This window comes from Streptosporangium sp. NPDC023963, assembly GCF_040639135.1.
Classification (GTDB): Bacteria; Actinomycetota; Actinomycetes; order Streptosporangiales; family Streptosporangiaceae; genus Streptosporangium.
In genome coordinates this window covers 165,994-183,803 of sequence record NZ_JBEZZK010000009.1, presented here as the reverse complement: position 1 = coordinate 183,803, position 17,810 = coordinate 165,994, and the positions used below count along the sequence as shown (strand labels likewise).

The following is a 17,810-nucleotide window of genomic DNA, read 5'->3' as shown; positions in this document are numbered from 1 at the left end:
AAAGCCGGAAGTGTCGTCCTCTGGCCTAAATGCGTTGGCGTCGCGGTCCTCGATCGGGCTAGCGTTGGCTTCCGTCACGCGCAGGAGGCCACGCCCCGCCTGCGCCCGTGAGTCGTTGAATGGGAGATCCGGGATGCCCGCTCAGCTCGTCGCGCTCTGCTTCGACGCGAACGACCCGCTCCGTCTCGCGCGCTTCTGGGCAGGGGTCCTGGGCTGGGAGACCGACGACGACCCCCACGACGGCATCACGCTCCTGCCGAACGATGACACCGGGTTCCGGATCCGATGTCTCGCGACCCAGGAGAAGAAGACCGGCCCGAACCGGATGCACTTCGATCTGACGAGCACGTCCCTGCAGGACCAGCGGCAGACGGTGGCCAGGGCACTCGAACTCGGCGCGCGCCACATCGACGTCGGGCAACGCCCGGAGGAGGACCACGTCGTGCTCGCCGACCCCGAGGGCAACGAGTTCTGCGTCATCGAGCCGGACAACAAATTCCTCGCCGACTGCGGATTCGTCGGGGCGCTCGCGTGCGACGGTTCGCAGGAGGTCGGATACTTCTGGAGCGAGGCACTGGGCTGGCCGCTGGTCTGGGACCAGGACCAGGAGACCGCGATCCGCTCGCCGTACGGCGGCCCGAAGATCACCTGGGGTGGTCCGCCGGTGGCGCCGAAGACCGGGAAGAACAGACTGCACTTCGACCTCGCTCCGCCCGCGCACGGTGATCAGCAGGCGGAGGTCGACCGTCTCGTCTCCCTCGGAGCGACGCGAATCGACATCGGCCGGCCCGAGGCCGGCCAGGTGGTGATGGCCGACCCCGACGGCAACGAGTTCTGTGTGCGCACCCCCCGGTAGCGCGACCGGCCCCGGGGACGGCGCGCCCGCGCTCCACGCCGGTCGCGGGCACGCGGCCCGACCGGCCGGACCCCTCCCCTCCCTCCCGGGCGGCCCGGGCGGCCCGGGCGGCCGTTTCGCCGCCGATGGTCATCGCAAGGTGAGCGGGGTCTCGGATTCGACGCGGGTCAGCTTCTCCGGGTTGCGGATGTAGTAGAGGCCGGTGATGCGGGCGTCCTCGACACGGACCGCCATGACGCCGTCGAACGCGCCGTCCAGGCGAAAAACGAGTGCCGGGTTGCCGTTGACCACGGTGAGGTCACCGGTGGGCACGGCCCCGGCCTTGCCGAGACCACCGGCGATCACGCGGATCACCCTCCCGGCACCGGCGATCGGCCGCAGCACGGCCTGCTTGACGCCGCCGCCGTCGGCGATGAGGACGACCTCGGGGGCGAGCACGTCAAGGAGGCCCTGCAGGTCCCTGGTCTCGACCGCGCGCCGGAACGACTCCAGGACCGCCCGGGTCTGGCTCGGGGAGACCACCTCGCGAGGGCGGCGGGCATCGACGTGCCGGCGGGCGCGGTGCGCGATCTGGCGGACGGCCGCGGGACTCTTGCCGACGGCGGCCGCGATCTCGTCGTAGCCGACGCCGAAGGCCTCGCGCAGCACGAAGACGGCGCGCTCGGTCGGCGACAATGTCTCCAGGACGAGCATGAGCGCCATCGACACGCTCTCGGCGAGCTCGACGTCCTGGGCCACGTCCGGCGCGGTGAGCAGCGGCTCGGGCAGCCAGGAGCCGACGTACGCCTCCTTACGGCGTCTCATGGTGCGCAGCCGGTTGAGCGCCTGCCGGGTCGTGATCCGCACCAGGTAGGCGCGCCGGTCGCGCACCTGCCCCATGTCTGTCTCGGCCCACCGCAGCCAGGTCTCCTGGAGGACGTCTTCGGCGTCGGCCGCCGATCCGAGCATCTCGTACGCGACGGTGAAGAGCAGGTTGCGGTGGGCGACGAAAGCCTCGGTCGCCGCGTCGACGGCGTGGTCGCTCATCTCCCGCGCCCTCTCCTTCGCGGCCGGCCCCCGTCGCCGGAGGCGTTCGGGCGTGTGTCCACGGTAGGTCCTTTCGCCGGTGGCGGTTCGATCCGGACGCCTCGCCGGGCCGCCCGTTCAGCGATTGGCCGGCGTCGCGTCGCGCCTGGCCCGCAGCACCTGCCGGCGCCTGCCGTCCTTGGCCCAGACCGGGAAGTCAGGCGAACCGGGCCTGCGCGCCTGGTGGGCCAGCTGCCGGAGAATGCCCCTGCAGATGAACTCCTTGATCCTCGCGCCGGGGCGGCCGCCGATGTGGAACCGCGTCGCGACGTCGTTCCTGTGGGCGAGCTGGAAGATGCCGGCCCGGCGCCCCAGGCTGATGCACTGGGCGACGAGCGCCAGGGCGAGAGGCGCGGGGTGCTCGCCCGCGATCCGGCTGAGCACCGTGTCGGCGGCGTGCGGGCCCAGCTGGACCGCGGCCTGGCAGCTCATCCGGAACGGCAGGTCCGACGGTGCCGCCGAGTCCCCGGCCGCGACGATGCGCGCGTCGTCCACGCTGGTCAACGTCTCGTCCGTGCGCAGCCGGCCCAGGGCGTCGATGCTCAGCCCGCTGCGGCCGGCCAGGTCCGGCACGCCGAAACCGGCGGTCCAGACGGTCACCGTGCTCGGCAGCTCGCGGCCGTCGCCGAGCCGCACGAAGTCGCGGGTCACGGCCGTCACCGTCGCGCCGGGGCCGTCGAGCACGGTCACCCCGAGTTCGGCCAGCCGCCCGGCGACCGAGCGCCGTCCCCGCGGATGCAGGTACGGGCCGAGCACCTCGCCGCACACCAGGGTCACGCTGCGGCCGGCCTCCGCCAGCTCGGCGGCGACCTCGATGCCGGTCGGGCCGGCTCCGACCACCGTCACCGCGGCCGTGGCGGGAGCGGCGTCGACGACGGACCGCAGCCGCTGCGCCTCCTCCAGGGTGGCGATCGGGTAGGCGAACTCGGCCGCTCCGGGCACGCGCGGGTCGGCGCTGCCACTGCCCACCGCGTAGATCAGGTAGTCGTAGCCGATCGTGCCGCCGGTCGCCAGTGTCACGGCGCGCTCAAAGGCGCGGATCCGTGTCACGGTGTCGACGACCAGCCGGACGCCCTCGGCCAGGACGTCCGCGTAGTCGACGACCGCGTCGTGGGACCCGCCCACCAGCTGGTGCAGGCGGATCCGGTCGACGAAGGCCGGGCGCGGGTTGATCAGGGTCACCGTCACGTCGTCGCGCCGGGTCAGGCGATTGGCCGCCATGACGCCGGCGTATCCGCCGCCGATCACGACCACGTCGGTGGTCTCGGTCATGGTCTCTCCTTCGTTTCCAGAGGTTCGACCACAAGACACCGCGGGATCGGCCGTTGTGACAGCACGTGAGACAGATCACTCCGGCCGGGCGGCGGGGCGTCATGCGACACCCCCGCGTCACCTGACGTCGCTGGAGCTGCTCGCGTCGAAGGAGCAGGCCGGGTCGGTGGTGGGACAGCCGTCCCGCGATCGGCCCTCAGCCGCGGTCAGGCGGCCGGCCACGGCGCGGACGTCAGGGCCTGTTCGGTCAGGGGGTGCCGCCCAGGCCGGCGGCGCGGGCGCGGCTGATGGCCTCCGCGCGGGAGGTCGCGTTGAGCTTGATGAGGATGGTGGAGATGTAGTTACGCACGGTCTTGCCGCTGATCCCGGCTCGTTCGGCGATGGCGGGGTTGGTGTAGCCCGCTGCCAGCAGCTCGAGGATGTCGTGTTCGCGGGCGGTAAGTTCCGCGAAGGGCCGCCTGCCGGAACGGGGCGTGGTGATCTGGCTGGTCAGGTGCTGTGCGGCGGCGGGGCTGAGGATGGCTTGGCCGGATGCTGCCGCTCGGACGGCGCGCAGCGTCTCCTCCCGGTCGGCGCCTTTGATGAGGTAGCCGCGTGCCCCGGCTCTGAACGCCGCCAGTACCGACGCGCTGTCGTCGAACATGGTGACGATCAGGATGTTGGTGCCGGGAAACTCGGCGAGGATGCGGCGGGTGGCCTCGACGCCGTTCAGGCCGGGCATGCTGATGTCCATGAGCACGACGTCGGGCCGCAGCCGCCGGGTCAGCTCGACGGCCTCCTCACCGGATCCGGCCTCGCCGACCAGTTCGGTCTCCGGGTCTGAGGCCAGTACCGCCCGCAGCCCGTAGCGGAAGATCGGGTGGTCGTCGGCGAGCAGGATCCGGATCATGCGAGCTCCATGGCCAGCGGGAGACGCGCGGCGACGCGAGTGCCGCCGGCGTCGGTGGAGACGGTGAGGACGCCGCCGAGTTCTTCGGCGCGTTCGCGCATCGACGCGGTGCCCACGCCGGGCCTGCCGGTGGAGGCGATGCCGGTGCCGTCGTCGGACACCACGAGTGTCACCTCGTGATCGGTGAGTTCCAGATCGATGAGGCAGCAGTCGGCGCCGGAGTGCCGGATGACGTTGGTGACGGCCTCCTGCGCGATCCGGTAGACGGCCACCTCGACGGCGGCCGGCAGAGCCCGCGGTTCGCAGACGCGCACGGTGGCGGTCAGGCCGGCCTGCTCGGTGGTGTCCGCCAGGTGTGTCAGCGCGCCAATGAGGCCGAGCTCGTCCAGGACCGGGGGGCGCAGCAGTCGCGCCAACCGCCGTACCTCTTCCAGCGTCTGGCTGCTCTGATCCTTCAGCGCACCCAGCAGTCCGTCCGCGGCGGCCGGGTCTGCGGCCATGACGGCGCGTGCGGCGTCGACGGTCAGGGCGATTCCACTCAGCGCCGGCCCGAGTGAGTCGTGCAGGTCACGGCGGAGCCTGCGGCGCTCCTCCTCACGCGCCAGGACGAGATCCTCGCGGGTTTTTTGCAGGTCGGCGGCGAGCCGGTGGATGCGCAGTGACTCCAGGGCGCCGTGCAGGGCGGCTCCGCAATGGCCCGCGAGGTCGGCCAGCAGCTTCCGGTCCCGGGTGGACAGGGTGTCGCCGGGGGTGCCGACGATCAGCACGCCCAGGGCTTCGCCCCGATGGCTGACCGGAAAGCTCTCCGTGGGCCCCGCGGGGCTGCCCGCGCTTGCGACGACCTCCCCGGCCAGCTCGAGCGCGGCATGCGAGACCTTGATGGTGCGTTTGACCGTCTCCACGATGGCGGGCGCGATCTCTTCCGGCTGGACTATGCCACCGAGCTGCCGGCCAAGCCCGGACAGGGCCAGGTAGGGATCGCCGCGCTCGCCGTACATCAGCCTGTTGACCTGCCGATGGACCCGCTCGCGCAGCGGGCTGAAGGCCAGCGCCACGGTGGCGGCCGCGGCGACGGGCAGCACGCCGCTCGTCCCCTCGGTCCACAGGGCGCCGATGCCACCGACCACGGCCGCGTACGCAGCCACCACGAAGGCCGTCAGAACACCGTAGACCAGCGCCCGGTTCAGCCAGACATCGAGATCGAACAGACGATGGCGCAGGACGGCGATCGCCACCGCGGCCGGGATCAGCGCCATGATCATGGCCGTGACCAGGCCGATGAGCGCGAACGCGATCAGGCCGCGAGGGCTGGCCTCCCCGTACAGCGTCCCCAGCGGGGTCACGTTGAGCGTCAAGGCGAACACGAACCACAGGCCGACGGCCACCATCAGCCACTTGGCCTGCTGCTTCTCGATCGGACCTGAGACGCGGACGTAGCGGTAGAGCTGGGCGGCCACGCAGGTGCCGACCAGGATCAGCGTCACGACCGCGTCGATTTCCTGCGAGCCGCCGGCCTGAGCCAGGCCCAGCAGAAGGTAGACGGCCCACGTCGCGGCCAGCCAGCGGCTCCAACCGGGCACGAACCGCCCGTCCGGGAAGACGTAGGCGACCGGGAACAACGCGATCCACGCCAGGCCCTGCACATTGCGGGCGACGGCGTCGAACTCGGGGAACCGCGCCGCCATCACCAGCGGCACCTCGCTGCCGGCCGTGGCGAACAGGACGAGCACGAAGCCGAGATACAGCCGAAACCACGACGTGTCCCGGCGCAGGATCAGCGCCGCGGCCGTCACGCCGGCGCTCGTCACGACGACGCCGGGCAGAGCCACGAGAGCGGCCCACGACTCGACGGGCACTCCCCAGGCGTCGAGCACCAGGCGACCCCGGGCGGTGGACCACGGGGCGTACGCGATCTCCGGCAGCCGGGCGGCGTCGACGATCCAGATCGCCATCGCGACGACGTACGACGCGAGCACGAGAAAGACAAGGGTGAGAACGACAGCACGGCCGGCGCGCAACGCGCCGGCCGCCAGGCGCCTGTCATGCACCGGTGCAGCCCCTTACTCGGCGCGGCCGCGCCAGGTGAACCAGGCCAGCGCCGCGAGCGTCGCCATGAAGACCGCGTGGAGGACATCGTAGATGACCCCCGTCCCGGCCGCGATCATCGTGACCAGGCTCAACGGCACCGCGGCCGCGAGCCACCTGGGCACCGCCCCGGAGCGCCACAACGCGGTTCCGAGTACGGCGAAGCCCAGCACCGACAGGAGGAATCCGATCGCCTGGACGCCGAAGACCTTCCCGGAGTTGTCCTGGAAGTAGGCGAAGAGCGCCTGTCCGCCGGTGGCGTCCGCCGTCAGATACCAGTCGACGGCACCGATGGCGAAGAAACCGGCGCAGTACAGCACGCCGGCCAAGCCGGTGAGCACGGCACCGATCGTCGCGAGGGTGGCGCCCTTACGCCGGATGAGCAGGCAGGCCGACAGCCCGGCGGCGAGGTGGGCGACGGCCGTGCCGATCCCGCCGAGCAGGCCGAACAGCCAGACCGCGTCCCGCTCGGCCCGCAGGGCGGCGTACGAACCGAAGTCGAGGGCCGGGACGGGGCGCAGCAGCAGATTCGCCGCGGCCAGGACGGCGCCGGCGGCCAGGAGCACGGTCACGACGGCGGTCCGGCCCGCCAGGGTGGCTCGTGTGGAGGCGAGGGTGTTCACGGTGATCCCCTTTCTCAACGGACCCCCAGCGTCCTGCGCCTGGCGTCACTGGAACCAGAGGCGTCATGTCCCGCCCGGCCCTGGGACTTCAGGTCCCCGCCTGTGACAGCTCATACCGGTTCCGGATGGGACATGACGCCTCTGGGATCGAGGACGTCGGGAGCGCGACCCTGAGGTCGTCCGGCAGGCGGCGCTGACCCGCCTGTCGCGCTCAACGGCTCCAGCCGTCCCTGGACGACACCTGGAAAGGAAAGATCATGCGCGTCGTCACCATCCGTCACACCTTCGCCGTCACCTTGGCCGCGGCCGTCGGCCTGGCCCTGGCCGGCAGCGGGACCGCCCATGCCGACGCCGCCCGCTACCGGCTGACCGCCGCGCACAGCGGCAAGTGTCTGGACGTCGACAGTGGCAGCGGGCAAAACGGCGCCCGGACCCACCAGTGGCGATGCCTGCCCGGTGTCGGGAGCCAGCTGTGGGAGGCCAGAAGGCTCGACGACCGCGCCTACCTGCTCGTCGCCGGGCACAGCGGCATGTGCCTGACCGTGTGGGGCGGCAGCCGCGCCGACGAGGCCAGGGTGATCCAGGCGGACTGCCGCTACGGCAACCACCAGCGGTGGTGGATCGGGAAGAACGCCGACGGCTCCTGGCGGATCATCGCCAAGCACAGCGGCAAATGCCTGGATGTGGCCTGGGCGGGCCACGACGACGGCACCAAGATCGTCCAGTCCCGCTGCTGGGGCGGTGACAACCAGCGCTGGCGTCTGTCGTGACAACGCCCGCCATCCGCCGGAGGCGACTCCGGCAGATGGTGGTCCAAGGCAGCGAACCCCTTCTCCACGCCCCGCGTCACCTGATGCCGGGGGCTGTGGTGACAGAACCGGATGGTGTTGCCTTGGCAGACGCCCCCGCCACCGGGTGAACACGCCCGGACCGGATGCCGCCGAAGGTCACCGGGGGGGCGGGGCCGTCGAGCGGCGCGTGACGAGTTTGGGCGTCACGGAGAAGCGCACCGCCGACACGCGTCCCTCGATTCGTTCCAGCAGCAGCCGTCCCGCCGTACGGCCCATGACGGCCCCCTCCTGGTCGACGCTGGTCAGCGCGATGTTGGGCAGGGCCGCGAGGAGCGTGTCGTCGTAACCGGCGATCGAGACGTCGCCGGGAACGGACAGGCCGGCCTCGTGGACCGCGGCCAGAGCTCCGATCGCCGCCTGGTCGGCGCCGGCGAAGATCGCCGTTGGGCGCGGGGAGCGGCTCAGCAGCTCGCGCGCCCCGTCGTAGCCGCCCTTCTCGTGGTAGAAAGCGGTCGCGACGGCGATCTCATCGCCCAGCCCGTGCTCGCGCATGACACGTTTGTAGGTCTCGGCCCTGATGATGTGCAGCAGGTCGTCCGGCCGCGCGATGCTGTTGTCCTGATGGGTGATGTGGGCGATGCGGCGATGCCCGAGCCCGATCAGGTGCTTGACGACCGCTTCGGCGCCCGTGTCGTCGTCGTCGAGAACCGAGTCGTAGAACGTCGACCTTTCGTGCCGCGCCAGCACCACGGTCGGCGTCTCCCGCGCGACCTCCTCCATCCGCGTCCTGGAGGCGAGGGGGGCGACCATGATGATGCCGTCCACCTGCCGGTCCACCAGCGCGTCGACCGCCTGCCTCTCGGCCTTGCGGGTGACGCCGCCCTGAACCATGATCGGCTGGTAGCCGGTGTCCCCGAGTTGCTCGCAGAGGCCGTCGAGGATGTCGGCGAAGAACGGGTTCCTGATGTGCGGCAGCACCATGCCGATCGTGAAGGTGCGCCCGCGCATCCCCCGGGCGGTGGTCTGCGGCCGGTAGCCCAGCTCCTCGATGGCGCTCTGGATCCGGTGTTTCGCGGCCGGTCCGACCCCGCCGGCGTTGCGGATCACCTTCGAGACCGCCGTGGTGGAGACCTGGGCGTGGCTGGCCACATCGGCGATCGTCACTCGGCGGCGTCCATTGCGCGCGACCATCGAACTCCTTCCGGGAGGTACTCCCCGATTGTACGAGGTCAGCGCGGCATCCCGATGAGTAACGTTACCCTTTTTCATTCACTGTCATGCGCTCTGACATGCACCTCAAATCAAGTATCGTTACCGGAATCGACCTTGACGTTCTATCCAGTGACGCCTACGTCGAGGCCGTTTTGAACCGTTTCGAACTCCGCTGAAGCGGCGTCGCGACAGCCGCGGGCATCGCCCCGCCCTCCGACCTCGCCACCGAGCCGACGGCCGGGACGGCGGAGCCCGCCACGACCCGGGAGGAGCCGGGCGCCGGCGCCCGGCACCTGGGTCCTCGACTTCGGCCGGAACCTCGTCGGCCGGGCGAGACCGCGCCCGGGCCAGGTCCCCGCCGGTACGACGCCAGGTCCCCGCCGCCACGACGGCCGAACCGGCCCCGGCCGGCCGGGACCCGCACGCGGTGCGGCCGGAATCTCCCGATCACGAACCGGACGACCGCCAGGGAAGGTGGAAGACATGCCGCCCGGAACCGACCTCGACGGCGTGGCCGGGATCGGCGGGCGGGTGGACGGTGGCCGTGGTGTTCGCGGGCACGACGACCGTCAGCGTGAGCCGGTCGCCGTTCCGTTCCCAGCTCACCTCGGCCCGCCCGTAGGGGGTGTCGTGGTGGGCGCGGGCGCGGGTGAGGCCCCCGCCGGGGCGGGGACGCACCGAAATCCTGCGGTATCCCGGAGCGGCCGGGGCAAGGCCGGCGACGGTGCGGTGCATCCAGTCGGCGACCGCGCCCAGGGCGTAGTGGTTGAACGAGGTCATCTCGCCCGGGTTGACGGAGCCGTCGGGCAGCAGGCTGTCCCAGCGTTCCCAGACCGTGGTGGCGCCCATCGTCACCGCGTACAGCCAGGAGGGGCGTTCGGTCTGCAGCAGCAGCCGGTAGGCGTCGTCCACGGCTCCCGCGTCGGTGAGCGCGTCGCACACCAGCGGCGTCCCGACGAATCCCGTGCCGATGCGATGGCCGCCCGACCGGACGAGCTCGGCCAGGCGTTCCCCGGCGTGTGCGCGGCGTTGCGCGCCGTCGAGCAGATCGAACCGCAGGGCGAGGGCGTAGGCGGTCTGCGAGTCGCCGGTCACCTCGCCTTCCAGGGTCGCGTACGCGGCGTCGAAGGCGCCCCTGACCCGTCCGGCCAGCTCCCGGTAGCGGGCCGCGTCGCCGGCGTCGCCCAGCAGGTGAGCGGTCTCGGCGACCAGGTGCGCGGAGTGGGCCAGGTAGGCGGTGGCGACCAGGCCCGGATCGGTCTGCGCCTCGAAGGGCCGCTCGGGCGGCGCGGTCGGGTCGAGCCAGTCGCCGAACTGGAAGCCGGTGTCCCACAAGAACCTCTCCCCCGCCAGCTTCGCGACCTGGTCCACCCAGGCGGTCATGCTCGGATACTGCGCGCGCAGCACACCGAGGTCGCCGGTGCGCCGGTGGATCGTCCACGGCACCACGACCGCCGCGTCGCCCCAGGCGGCCGCCGGCAGTGCCTCGGTGAACGGTTCGAGCGCGATCCAGGGCACGAAGACGGGAACCGTGCCGTACCGGTCTTGCTCGGCGCTCAGGTCGGCGAGCCAGGAGGTCAGCGGGCCGGCGCAGTCGTACAGGAAGGCGGCCGCGGGGCCGAAGACCTGGATGTCGCCGGTCCAGCCCAGGCGCTCGTCGCGCTGCGGGCAGTCGGTGGGCAGGTCCACGAAGTTGCCGCGCATGCTCCACACCACGTTCTCGTGCAGGCGGTTCAGCAGGGGGTCGGAGCAGGTGAAGTCGCCGGTGCGGCGCATGTCGGTGTGGCAGACGACCGCCACGACATCACCGGGGTTCAGCGCGCCGGGCCAGTCGTCGACCTGGGCGTAGCGAAAACCGTGGACGGTGAAGCGCGGCTCCCATTCCTCCACCTCGCCGCCACGCAGGGTGTAGCGGTCGTGCGCGGCGGCGCCGCGCAGCGGCCGCAGCGCCAGGGCGCCGCCGTCGAGGACCTCGGCGTGCCGCAGGGAGACGGTGTGCCCGGCCGGGCCCTGGACGCGAAGGCGCAGCCGGCCGGCGATGTTCTGGCCGAAGTCGAGGATGGTCTCCCCGTCCGGACCGGTGAGCGTGGCCACCGGCTCCAGGACCATCGTCCGGCGCACGGGCGGTCCCGTGGGCGCCACCAGCAGGACCGGATCGTGGTGGAGCACGTCGGCGCTCAGCCATCCGGAGTCGTCGAAGCCCGCCCGCGACCACCCGGCCGGCAGCAGGCGCGCGTCGTGGGACTCGCCGTCGTAGAGTCCGGCGGCGATGACCGGGCCGGGCGCGCAGCGCCAGTTCCCGTCGGTGACCACCACGTCGGTACCGCCGTCGTCGTAGGTGATCTCCAGCTGGGCGATCAGCGCGGTGCGGTCGCCGTAGACGGCGGACCTGCCGCCGCCGAAGCCGACCCTGCCCCGGAACCAGCCGTCGGCCACGGTCGCGCCGATGGCGTTGCCGCCCTCGCGCAGCAGGGCGGTGACGTCGTGGGTGCGGTACCGCAGGCGGTCGTGATAGCTGGTCCAGCCGGGGGCCAGCACGTCGTCGCCGACGGGCACGCCGTTGATCTCGATGTCGTACAGGCCGTGGGCGCTGACGTACAGGCGGGCCGAGGCGACGGGCGCGCGCAGGGCGAAGCCGCGGCGCAGCAGCGGCGCCGGGCCGTCGGGAGCGCCCAGCAGCTCGCGGGGAGGCGCCGCCGCGCCCGCCCGCCATTCGGCCGCCTCGAGCAGCCCGGCCTCCACCCACGACCACGGGCTCCAGTCACCGGCCGAACCGTCGCGGCCGTGGACGCGCACCCGCACACCGCGCCGTGCGCGTGAGCCCAGCGGCTCGAAGGGCCAGGCCACGAGCACCGACTCCCCCGACTCGACGAGGCCGGTGGCGGTGCCGTCGCCGGTCTCGATCTCGTACGCGCGCTGCGACCAGCCGGCGATGTCGGTACGGATGATCCACGACAGCCGGGGCGCGGGTTCCCCGACGCCCAGCGGGTCACGGTGGTGTTCGAAGGTGATCGGTTCGACGTTCAGGAAGGTCATGTCATCCCTTGAGGGCGCCGGCGGTCATACCGGCGACGATCTTGCGGTTGAAGAAGACGAAGAGCAGCAGCGGAGGAATGGTGATGAGCACGATGTCCATGAACAGAAGGTTCCACTGGGTGCTGTACTGGCTCTGGAAGTTGTAGAGGGTGACCTGCACGGTGGCGTTCTCGTCGCCGGGCAGGAAGTACAGCGGGTTGACGAAGTCGTTGAAGATCGCCACCGACTGGGTGAGAACGACGGTGATCGTCACCGGCCGCAGCAGCGGGAAGATCACGCGGAAGAAGAGCGTGAAGCCGCCGCAGCCGTCGATCATCGCGGCCTGGTCCAGCTCCCGGGGAATGGCCGCGATGAACGCGCGAAACAGCAGCATGGCGTACGCCATGCCGAAGGCGACCTCGACCAGGATCAGCCCGGGCAGCGTCTTGAACAGGCCGATCGCCTGCAGCAGCCAGATCGTCGGCACGATCGCCGGCGGGATGATCAGCCCGGACAGCACCAGGAAGCCGGCCACCGCGCCGACCCTCCCCGCACGGCGCTGCAGGACGAACGCGGCCATCGCGGCGGCGACCACGATGAGCGCGACCGACACGACGGTGACGATCGTGCTGTTGACGTAGGCGCGCAGCAACACGTAGTCGCGCGCCTCGACGACCTCGACGAGGTTGGCCACGATCGGCCAGCTGGTGGGCCAGGAGAAGTCCAGGTCGGCCGACTGCACCTCGTCCTTGAACGCGGTCAGCAGCATGAACGAGAACGGCACCAGGAAGATCACAGTCGCCAGGACGAGGACGAGGCCCTCGGCCCCCGCCCTTTTGAACGCTCTCATGGGGCTCATAGGGCGACCTGCCTCTTGCCGAGGTAGTAGTTGAGCGGGACGACGACGACGGTGACGACGACGAACAGCAGGACGTTGCCGGCCGTGGACAGGCCGAAGAAACCGGCCTGGTACTGCTTGTAGATGATCGAGGCGATGACGTCGCTGGTGAAGCCGGGCCCGCCGCGCGTCATCGTCCAGATCAGGTCGAACGAGCGCAAGCCCCCGATGAACGACAAGATGATCACCGAGTAGGTGGCCGGCCGGCTCAGCGGCAGCGTGACGTGCCGGAACCGGTGCCAGGCGCTGCCCCCGTCGACGGCGACCGCCTGGTGGTAGTCCTGCGGGATGGACAGGATCCCGGCGATGTAGATGACGGTGGCCAGGCCCACGCCCTTCCACACGTCCACCAGCGCCACCGACAGCAGGGCGGTACCGGCGTCGCCGAGCCAGTCGGGCCCGGAGACGCCGACCACGGCGAGGGCCTTGTCGACCAGGCCGGTGTCGGGCCGCAGCAGCGCGCTGAAGGTGATGCCGACGGCGACCGTGGAGACCAGCACCGGGAAGAACACCACCGAGCGCAGGAAGCCGCGCAGGCGCAGCTTGGAGGTGAGCAGCACGCCGAGCCCCATCCCGAGCACGACCTTCAGGCCGCTGGTGACGACCGCGTAGACGAGCGTGTTCCGGAACCCGACGCGCAGGTTCTGCTCGGCCAGGAAGTCGCGGAAGTTGTCCAGGCCCACGAACTCGCTGTCGAACAGCGTCCAGCGGGTCAGCGCGAAGTAGAAGGCCGTCACCGTCGGGATGAGGAAGATCACGGTGTAGACGACGGCCGCCGGGACGTACAGCGCCAGAGGATAGGCCGCGTGCCGCCTGGTGTGATCGGCACCGGCGTGCCGTTGCCGGGGGGCCGGGCCGGGCCCCTCGCGGGGCCCGGCGTCCCGCGTGGTCACCACCCCTCGAGCCCCAACTGCTTGGCCTGCTTCTCCACGTCCTTGTCGTACTGGGCCGCCCCCTCGGCGGGCGGGGTCAGCCCCGAGCCGACGGCCACGGTGATCTGCTCCAGCGAGGGGCCCTTGATGGGCGAGAGGAACTCCAGGGCCGGAGAGGTGGCGTCCCGGTCGAGGTAGGCCTGCAGGTCCTTGGCCACCTGGAGCGCGTTGCCGGGAAGCTTGGCGCCCTTGACGCGGTAGGGGCCGGCCGGTCGTACGGCCGCGCTCACGGCATCGGCGCCGGCCGGCGAGGCGACGAAGGCCAGGAACCTCTTGGCCGCGTCCAGATGCCCGGTGGTCTTGGCGATGTAGATCGCGGGAGGCTCCCACACCGTCGCGCCGTGCCTGGCGGGATCGTCTCCGGGGACGCCGAAGAAGCCGACGTCGGTGGCTGTCTGCGGGTAGGTGGCCAGCAGGGGCGGCAGCAGGGTGGTGAGCATCGGGTAGTGGGCGCCCTTCCCCTCCACCAGCATCTTCAGGCCCTGGTCCAGGGTCGCCGAGCCGAAGCCCTTGTTGGCGTAGCCCTTGGCGTTGACGTCCGCGAGGTGCTGGAAGCCGCCCAGGGCGGCCGGGGTGCCGGCGAACTTGGCCTTGCCCGCCGTGTAGTCCTGGGCGAAGGCCGGCACCGCCGCCTGGATGTTGTGATAGTCGGCCAGCACGAAGATCTGCGACGTCCAGGTGTCCTTGAACGTGGTGATCACCGGGGTCACGCCGCCCGCCTCGATCTTCTCGTTGTTGGCCATGAACTCGGCCCAGGTCGTGGGCACCTTCAGGCCGAGCCGGTCGTAGACCTTGCGGTTGTACAGGATGCCGCCGCCCGCGAGCGTGGTCGCCGGCACGCCGTACACCTTGCCGCCCTGTGTCACGACGGGCAGGTATTCGGGCTGGACGTCGGCCAGGGCGGGGTCGCCGGTGAGGTCGACGAGGGTCTGGGCCGGGTTGAGCGCCTGCAGCAGCGAACCGGAGTTGTACCAGAACACGTCCGTCATCTCGCCGGTGGACAGCCGGGTCTTGACGACGTTGTCGCCCTCGCCCCCTCCCGGCTGCCGCTCCATATCGATCTTGATGGTGGGGTTGGCCTTCATGAACGCGTCGGCCAGCGCCTTGGAGGTGTCCACGACCGCCTGGTCACTGCCCGTCATGAAGGACAGGGTGACGGTGCCGTCGGCGGCCGGCGCGGAGCCCGAGCCACAGGAGGCGAGGGCCGCCATCGCGAGGACGGCCGCAGCCGTTCCGAGCGTGCGGTGCGAGGTCTTCATAATGCCCCTCTGGGTAATTGAATCGTTTTAAGCGACTCCCCGATGCGGTTAACGTAGGCGTTACACGAATGGGCGTCAAGAGACATTTGGGTAACGGTACCCATGCTAAACAGCAGCTCAGACTAGTAAGAGCGTTAGTTTTTAGACAGCGTTACCTGCATTGACCAGCAAGGGCCCCGGAGAGGGGACAGCCGGGGTACCCACCACGCGCCGCGCCGCCGGATCCGTCCGCAGGCGGCGATCACGAACGTGCCGCCCGCGTCCTCCGGGAACGAGACCAGAGCCGGCCCGAGCTCGCCGTACGTTCCTCCAGGAGCGAGACCAGAGCCGGCCCGAGCTCGCCGTACGTCTCGAAGGTGAGCGCCCGACGGAGGCGTTCGTCCGACTCCCCGTGCGAGATGCGCCCTTCGGCGTACGCCTCCCGCAGTCGCCGGACGGCCGCGTCCCGGTCGTCCTCACCGATCGACGGCGGCCGGCGGTCCGGCCCGCCGCGGCCACGGGAATCGGGCCGCGGGCCGAAACCGGCCTACAGCCGCGCGCAGATCACCGAGGCGGCGGCCAGGATCGCCGACACCGAAGGGCCGAAGGCCGCCACCATGCGACGGATCGCCGCCGAGGCCGGCACGGGCACGATGCCCCTCCACCGCCACGTCCCGAGCCGCGACGACCTCATCGCGCTCATGACCGAACGGCTGATGGGCCAGGCCGGCGTCACGGGACCGCCCTCCGGCGACCGGCACGCGGACCCGACCCGCTACGCCGACGGGCTGCGGGCGATGCGGCTGCGGCACCCCGCGGATCACCACCGCGCGCCGGTCACTCCCCGGCTACGGCCCCAACCTGCCGCTCCCGATCGAACGCGTGCAGGATCCCGGTCGCCGTCGCCGGCACCGGCCCGGAGGAGGGCTACCCGTGAGTGCCCTCAGGAACGCTGTCCGCGGACATGCCCCCTTCTCCCGGAGCGCTCGTCAGGTAGACGTGCTGGTGGCCGTTGCCGGCGTCGACACTGATCTGGTCGAGTTGCGTCGCCGCGACGGACCACGTCGCGACGGCCGCGGACCGCTGGCGGGCCGCCAGCTCGAGGAAGGGCTGCCGCAGGTCCGCGGGAAGCCCCCGGCCGGCCGCGTACGTGTCGACCGCGACCGCCATGGCGTCCACCGCGCCACGGAATCCCGCACGAGCCACGTTGGTCGCGGTCGTTCCCGAGGGAGTCTCCGCGTGCCGCTCGACGGCCTGCCGCAGAACGTTCCGCCACCCGTCGACCTCCGCCGGCTCCGCCGACCGCGCGCCGGGCTCTCCATCGCGGGGAAGCACCTCGGCGAGCTTGGACAGCACCCCGTTCAGCTCTCCGGCGGTCACCCGCGCCGTGGAGGTCAGCTCACCGATCTGCTGAACGTCCCGCTTCTTCTCCGCCTCCCGCATGTCGGCGATGGCGACCTGGGAGGCGTCGGGGCTACCGAGGAGATAGCCCACCGGCCCGGCTATCGCGACGGCGGCGACGACGGCCACGATGACGTGACGTGCCCGGATGGACGGGCGAACGTCCGGCCGGGACGGCACACGGGGTGGCCTGACCGTTTTCGAGGACATCCAGCGGCTCCTGTCACCTGACTACCCGGCCGACGCTACCGCTTTCAATGATCTACGTCCATGGTCCCGCCGAACCCCGGAGGGACCTTGTTCTTTGGAGGCAGTCTTCAGTCCGTCGTGCTTTTAATGATCTTGAAAAGACCCGACGCCTTTACAATGTAGATTCATAACTGGGCATCAATCTCGCCGGACGCCCCGGACGAACCGACCCCCCTGCTCCCGCCGCCTCTCGCTGCGCTACAGTCCTCGGTTATGAAAATCGTTCCCATTTTCGCGATGGGTTCCCTCCTCCTCGCACTGACCGCCTGCGGAGGTACGAGCGACTCCTCCACCGGCGCGGGCAAGGCCGCACCGGCCGTGACGGAGCTGACGAGTTGCGGACGTCCCCTCAGGATCGCCGCCCCGCCGCGCCGGGCGGTCGCCATGGAGCAGAACGCGACAGAGATCATGCTGGCGCTGGGGCTCGCCGGCCGGATGGCGGGCACGGCGTACCGGACGGACCCGGTGCTCCCCGAACTCGAAGCCGACTACGGCAAGGTCCCCGTCCTGGCCGCGCAGTATCCCGGCCGGGAGGCCCTGCTCGCCGCCAGGCCGGACTTCGTCTACTCGATGCGCGCCTCCGCCTACGCGCCGGACGCCGGTGGCGCCCGGGAGGACCTGGCCAGGCTCGCGATACCGGCCTACCTCTCCTCCAACGACTGCGAGGATCCCAAGCTGATCCCCTCCTCCGTCACGTTCGACGCCGTTTTCGGCGAGATCGGCGACATCGCGAAGATCTTCGGCATCCCGGAGCGCGGCGAGAGCGTGGTGGCCGGTCTGCGAAAGCGGCTCGAGGCGGCCAAGGACGTCTCCCGCGCGAGCCCGGGCTCGACGCTGATGTGGTACTACTCCGGGACGAAGACCCCGGCCGTCGCGGGCCGCGGCGGGCTGCCCGACACCATCACCACGTTCCTCGGCGCGGACAACGCCTTCTCCGACATCGCCCGGCAGTGGTCCGAGGGAAGCTGGGAGAAGATCGCCGAGCGCGATCCGGACGTGATCGTGCTGGCCGACCTCACCCGCGGCGGTGACGGCGACAGCGCCGAGGCCAAGATGAGCTTCCTGCGCTCCGACCCCGTCGCCTCCCGGCTCACGGCGGTCAGGAAGAACCGCTTCGTCGTCGTCCCCGGATCGGCCATGGACCCCTCGATCAGAAGCGTCGGCGCCGTGGAGCAGGTCGGCGCGGGCCTGCGGGACCTTCGTCGCTGACAGCACCGGCCTCCCCCGCCACACGACCGCCCTTCCCCTCCCGCGGAGACGACGATGACCGCCCCCACTCCCTCC

General features: G+C 71.1%; 16 protein-coding genes. 4 read left to right on the top strand and 12 right to left on the bottom strand.

Annotated features, from left to right (window positions below):
* Positions 1–133: 133 nt before the first annotated feature.
* Positions 134–856 carry a VOC family protein gene (locus AB0F88_RS26160; protein ID WP_362689201.1) on the top strand — a complete coding sequence of 241 codons (723 nt, stop codon included), beginning with the start codon at positions 134–136 and terminating at the stop codon, positions 854–856.
* A 129-nt stretch (positions 857–985) separates the two neighbouring features.
* On the opposite strand, the gene AB0F88_RS26155 is transcribed toward AB0F88_RS26160, so the two are convergent.
* The 5 genes from AB0F88_RS26155 to AB0F88_RS26135 all read right to left on the bottom strand — a co-directional run bounded on the left by AB0F88_RS26155 (position 986) and on the right by AB0F88_RS26135 (position 6,790).
* Positions 986–1,882: an RNA polymerase sigma-70 factor gene (locus tag AB0F88_RS26155; protein WP_362689198.1), complete on the bottom strand. Its 897-nt coding sequence runs from the start codon at positions 1,880–1,882 to the stop codon at positions 986–988.
* A 117-nt stretch (positions 1,883–1,999) separates the two neighbouring features.
* Positions 2,000–3,193, bottom strand: a complete 1,194-nt coding sequence (locus tag AB0F88_RS26150; protein ID WP_362689195.1) for an FAD-dependent oxidoreductase — start codon at positions 3,191–3,193, stop codon at positions 2,000–2,002.
* Between the two features lie 247 nt (positions 3,194–3,440).
* Positions 3,441–4,082: a response regulator transcription factor gene (locus tag AB0F88_RS26145; RefSeq protein WP_362689192.1), complete on the bottom strand. Its 642-nt coding sequence runs from the start codon at positions 4,080–4,082 to the stop codon at positions 3,441–3,443.
* On the bottom strand, positions 4,079–6,130 hold the full coding sequence (locus tag AB0F88_RS26140; RefSeq protein WP_362689189.1) for a sensor histidine kinase: 2,052 nt from the start codon (positions 6,128–6,130) through the stop codon (positions 4,079–4,081). Before AB0F88_RS26140 ends, AB0F88_RS26145 begins: the two co-directional genes overlap by 4 nt.
* 12 nt (positions 6,131–6,142) lie before the next feature.
* On the bottom strand, positions 6,143–6,790 hold the full coding sequence (locus AB0F88_RS26135) for a hypothetical protein (protein WP_362689186.1): 648 nt from the start codon (positions 6,788–6,790) through the stop codon (positions 6,143–6,145).
* A 257-nt stretch (positions 6,791–7,047) separates the two neighbouring features.
* On the opposite strand from AB0F88_RS26135, the gene AB0F88_RS26130 reads away from it, so the two are divergent.
* Positions 7,048–7,560: an RICIN domain-containing protein gene (locus AB0F88_RS26130; protein ID WP_362689183.1), complete on the top strand. Its 513-nt coding sequence runs from the start codon at positions 7,048–7,050 to the stop codon at positions 7,558–7,560.
* 177 nt (positions 7,561–7,737) lie between these two features.
* On the opposite strand, the gene AB0F88_RS26125 is transcribed toward AB0F88_RS26130, so the two are convergent.
* From AB0F88_RS26125 to AB0F88_RS26100, 6 genes are all read right to left on the bottom strand, one after another.
* Positions 7,738–8,772: a LacI family DNA-binding transcriptional regulator gene (locus tag AB0F88_RS26125; protein WP_362689181.1), complete on the bottom strand. Its 1,035-nt coding sequence runs from the start codon at positions 8,770–8,772 to the stop codon at positions 7,738–7,740.
* Between the two features lie 468 nt (positions 8,773–9,240).
* Complete coding sequence (locus AB0F88_RS26120) at positions 9,241–11,829, bottom strand: glycoside hydrolase family 78 protein (RefSeq protein ID WP_362689178.1); 2,589 nt, start codon at positions 11,827–11,829, stop codon at positions 9,241–9,243.
* A gap of 1 nt (position 11,830) precedes the next feature.
* Positions 11,831–12,658 (bottom strand): carbohydrate ABC transporter permease, encoded by an 828-nt coding sequence (locus tag AB0F88_RS26115; RefSeq protein ID WP_362689175.1) that lies wholly within the window; start codon positions 12,656–12,658, stop codon positions 11,831–11,833.
* 5 nt (positions 12,659–12,663) lie between these two features.
* Positions 12,664–13,599 (bottom strand): sugar ABC transporter permease, encoded by a 936-nt coding sequence (locus AB0F88_RS26110; RefSeq protein WP_362689172.1) that lies wholly within the window; start codon positions 13,597–13,599, stop codon positions 12,664–12,666.
* Complete coding sequence (locus AB0F88_RS26105; RefSeq protein ID WP_362689169.1) at positions 13,596–14,897, bottom strand: extracellular solute-binding protein; 1,302 nt, start codon at positions 14,895–14,897, stop codon at positions 13,596–13,598. Before AB0F88_RS26105 ends, AB0F88_RS26110 begins: the two co-directional genes overlap by 4 nt.
* Positions 14,898–15,138: 241 nt before the next feature.
* Positions 15,139–15,360, bottom strand: coding sequence for a DUF1707 domain-containing protein (locus AB0F88_RS26100; RefSeq protein WP_362689580.1), 222 nt, complete (start codon positions 15,358–15,360; stop codon positions 15,139–15,141).
* A gap of 133 nt (positions 15,361–15,493) precedes the next feature.
* Between AB0F88_RS26100 and AB0F88_RS26095 the strand changes: the two genes are divergently transcribed.
* Positions 15,494–15,907 carry a hypothetical protein gene (locus tag AB0F88_RS26095; protein WP_362689577.1) on the top strand — a complete coding sequence of 138 codons (414 nt, stop codon included), beginning with the start codon at positions 15,494–15,496 and terminating at the stop codon, positions 15,905–15,907.
* Here the strand turns inward: AB0F88_RS26095 and AB0F88_RS26090 are convergent.
* Complete coding sequence (locus tag AB0F88_RS26090) at positions 15,804–16,487, bottom strand: hypothetical protein (protein WP_362689166.1); 684 nt, start codon at positions 16,485–16,487, stop codon at positions 15,804–15,806. The genes AB0F88_RS26095 and AB0F88_RS26090 overlap by 104 nt on opposite strands.
* Before the next feature lie 276 nt (positions 16,488–16,763).
* Here AB0F88_RS26090 and AB0F88_RS26085 point away from each other — a divergent pair, with 276 nt between their 5' ends.
* Positions 16,764–17,735, top strand: a complete 972-nt coding sequence (locus AB0F88_RS26085) for an ABC transporter substrate-binding protein (protein WP_362689163.1) — start codon at positions 16,764–16,766, stop codon at positions 17,733–17,735.
* Positions 17,736–17,810 lie beyond the last annotated feature (75 nt).

Excerpts from the sequence above, each read along its gene's own strand:
- AB0F88_RS26160 (WP_362689201.1), top strand. The coding sequence starts at position 134 with ATGCCCGCTCAGCTCGTCGCGCTCTGCTTCGACGCGAACGACCCGCTC.
- AB0F88_RS26155 (WP_362689198.1), bottom strand. The coding sequence starts at position 1,882 with ATGAGCGACCACGCCGTCGACGCGGCGACCGAGGCTTTCGTCGCCCAC.
- AB0F88_RS26150 (WP_362689195.1), bottom strand. The coding sequence starts at position 3,193 with ATGACCGAGACCACCGACGTGGTCGTGATCGGCGGCGGATACGCCGGC.
- AB0F88_RS26145 (WP_362689192.1), bottom strand. The coding sequence starts at position 4,082 with ATGATCCGGATCCTGCTCGCCGACGACCACCCGATCTTCCGCTACGGG.
- AB0F88_RS26130 (WP_362689183.1), top strand. The coding sequence starts at position 7,048 with ATGCGCGTCGTCACCATCCGTCACACCTTCGCCGTCACCTTGGCCGCG.
- AB0F88_RS26125 (WP_362689181.1), bottom strand. The coding sequence starts at position 8,772 with ATGGTCGCGCGCAATGGACGCCGCCGAGTGACGATCGCCGATGTGGCC.
- AB0F88_RS26120 (WP_362689178.1), bottom strand. The coding sequence starts at position 11,829 with ATGACCTTCCTGAACGTCGAACCGATCACCTTCGAACACCACCGTGAC.
- AB0F88_RS26115 (WP_362689175.1), bottom strand. The coding sequence starts at position 12,658 with ATGAGAGCGTTCAAAAGGGCGGGGGCCGAGGGCCTCGTCCTCGTCCTG.
- AB0F88_RS26105 (WP_362689169.1), bottom strand. The coding sequence starts at position 14,897 with ATGAAGACCTCGCACCGCACGCTCGGAACGGCTGCGGCCGTCCTCGCG.
- AB0F88_RS26095 (WP_362689577.1), top strand. The coding sequence starts at position 15,494 with ATGCGACGGATCGCCGCCGAGGCCGGCACGGGCACGATGCCCCTCCAC.
- AB0F88_RS26090 (WP_362689166.1), bottom strand. The coding sequence starts at position 16,487 with ATGTCCTCGAAAACGGTCAGGCCACCCCGTGTGCCGTCCCGGCCGGAC.
- AB0F88_RS26085 (WP_362689163.1), top strand. The coding sequence starts at position 16,764 with ATGGGTTCCCTCCTCCTCGCACTGACCGCCTGCGGAGGTACGAGCGAC.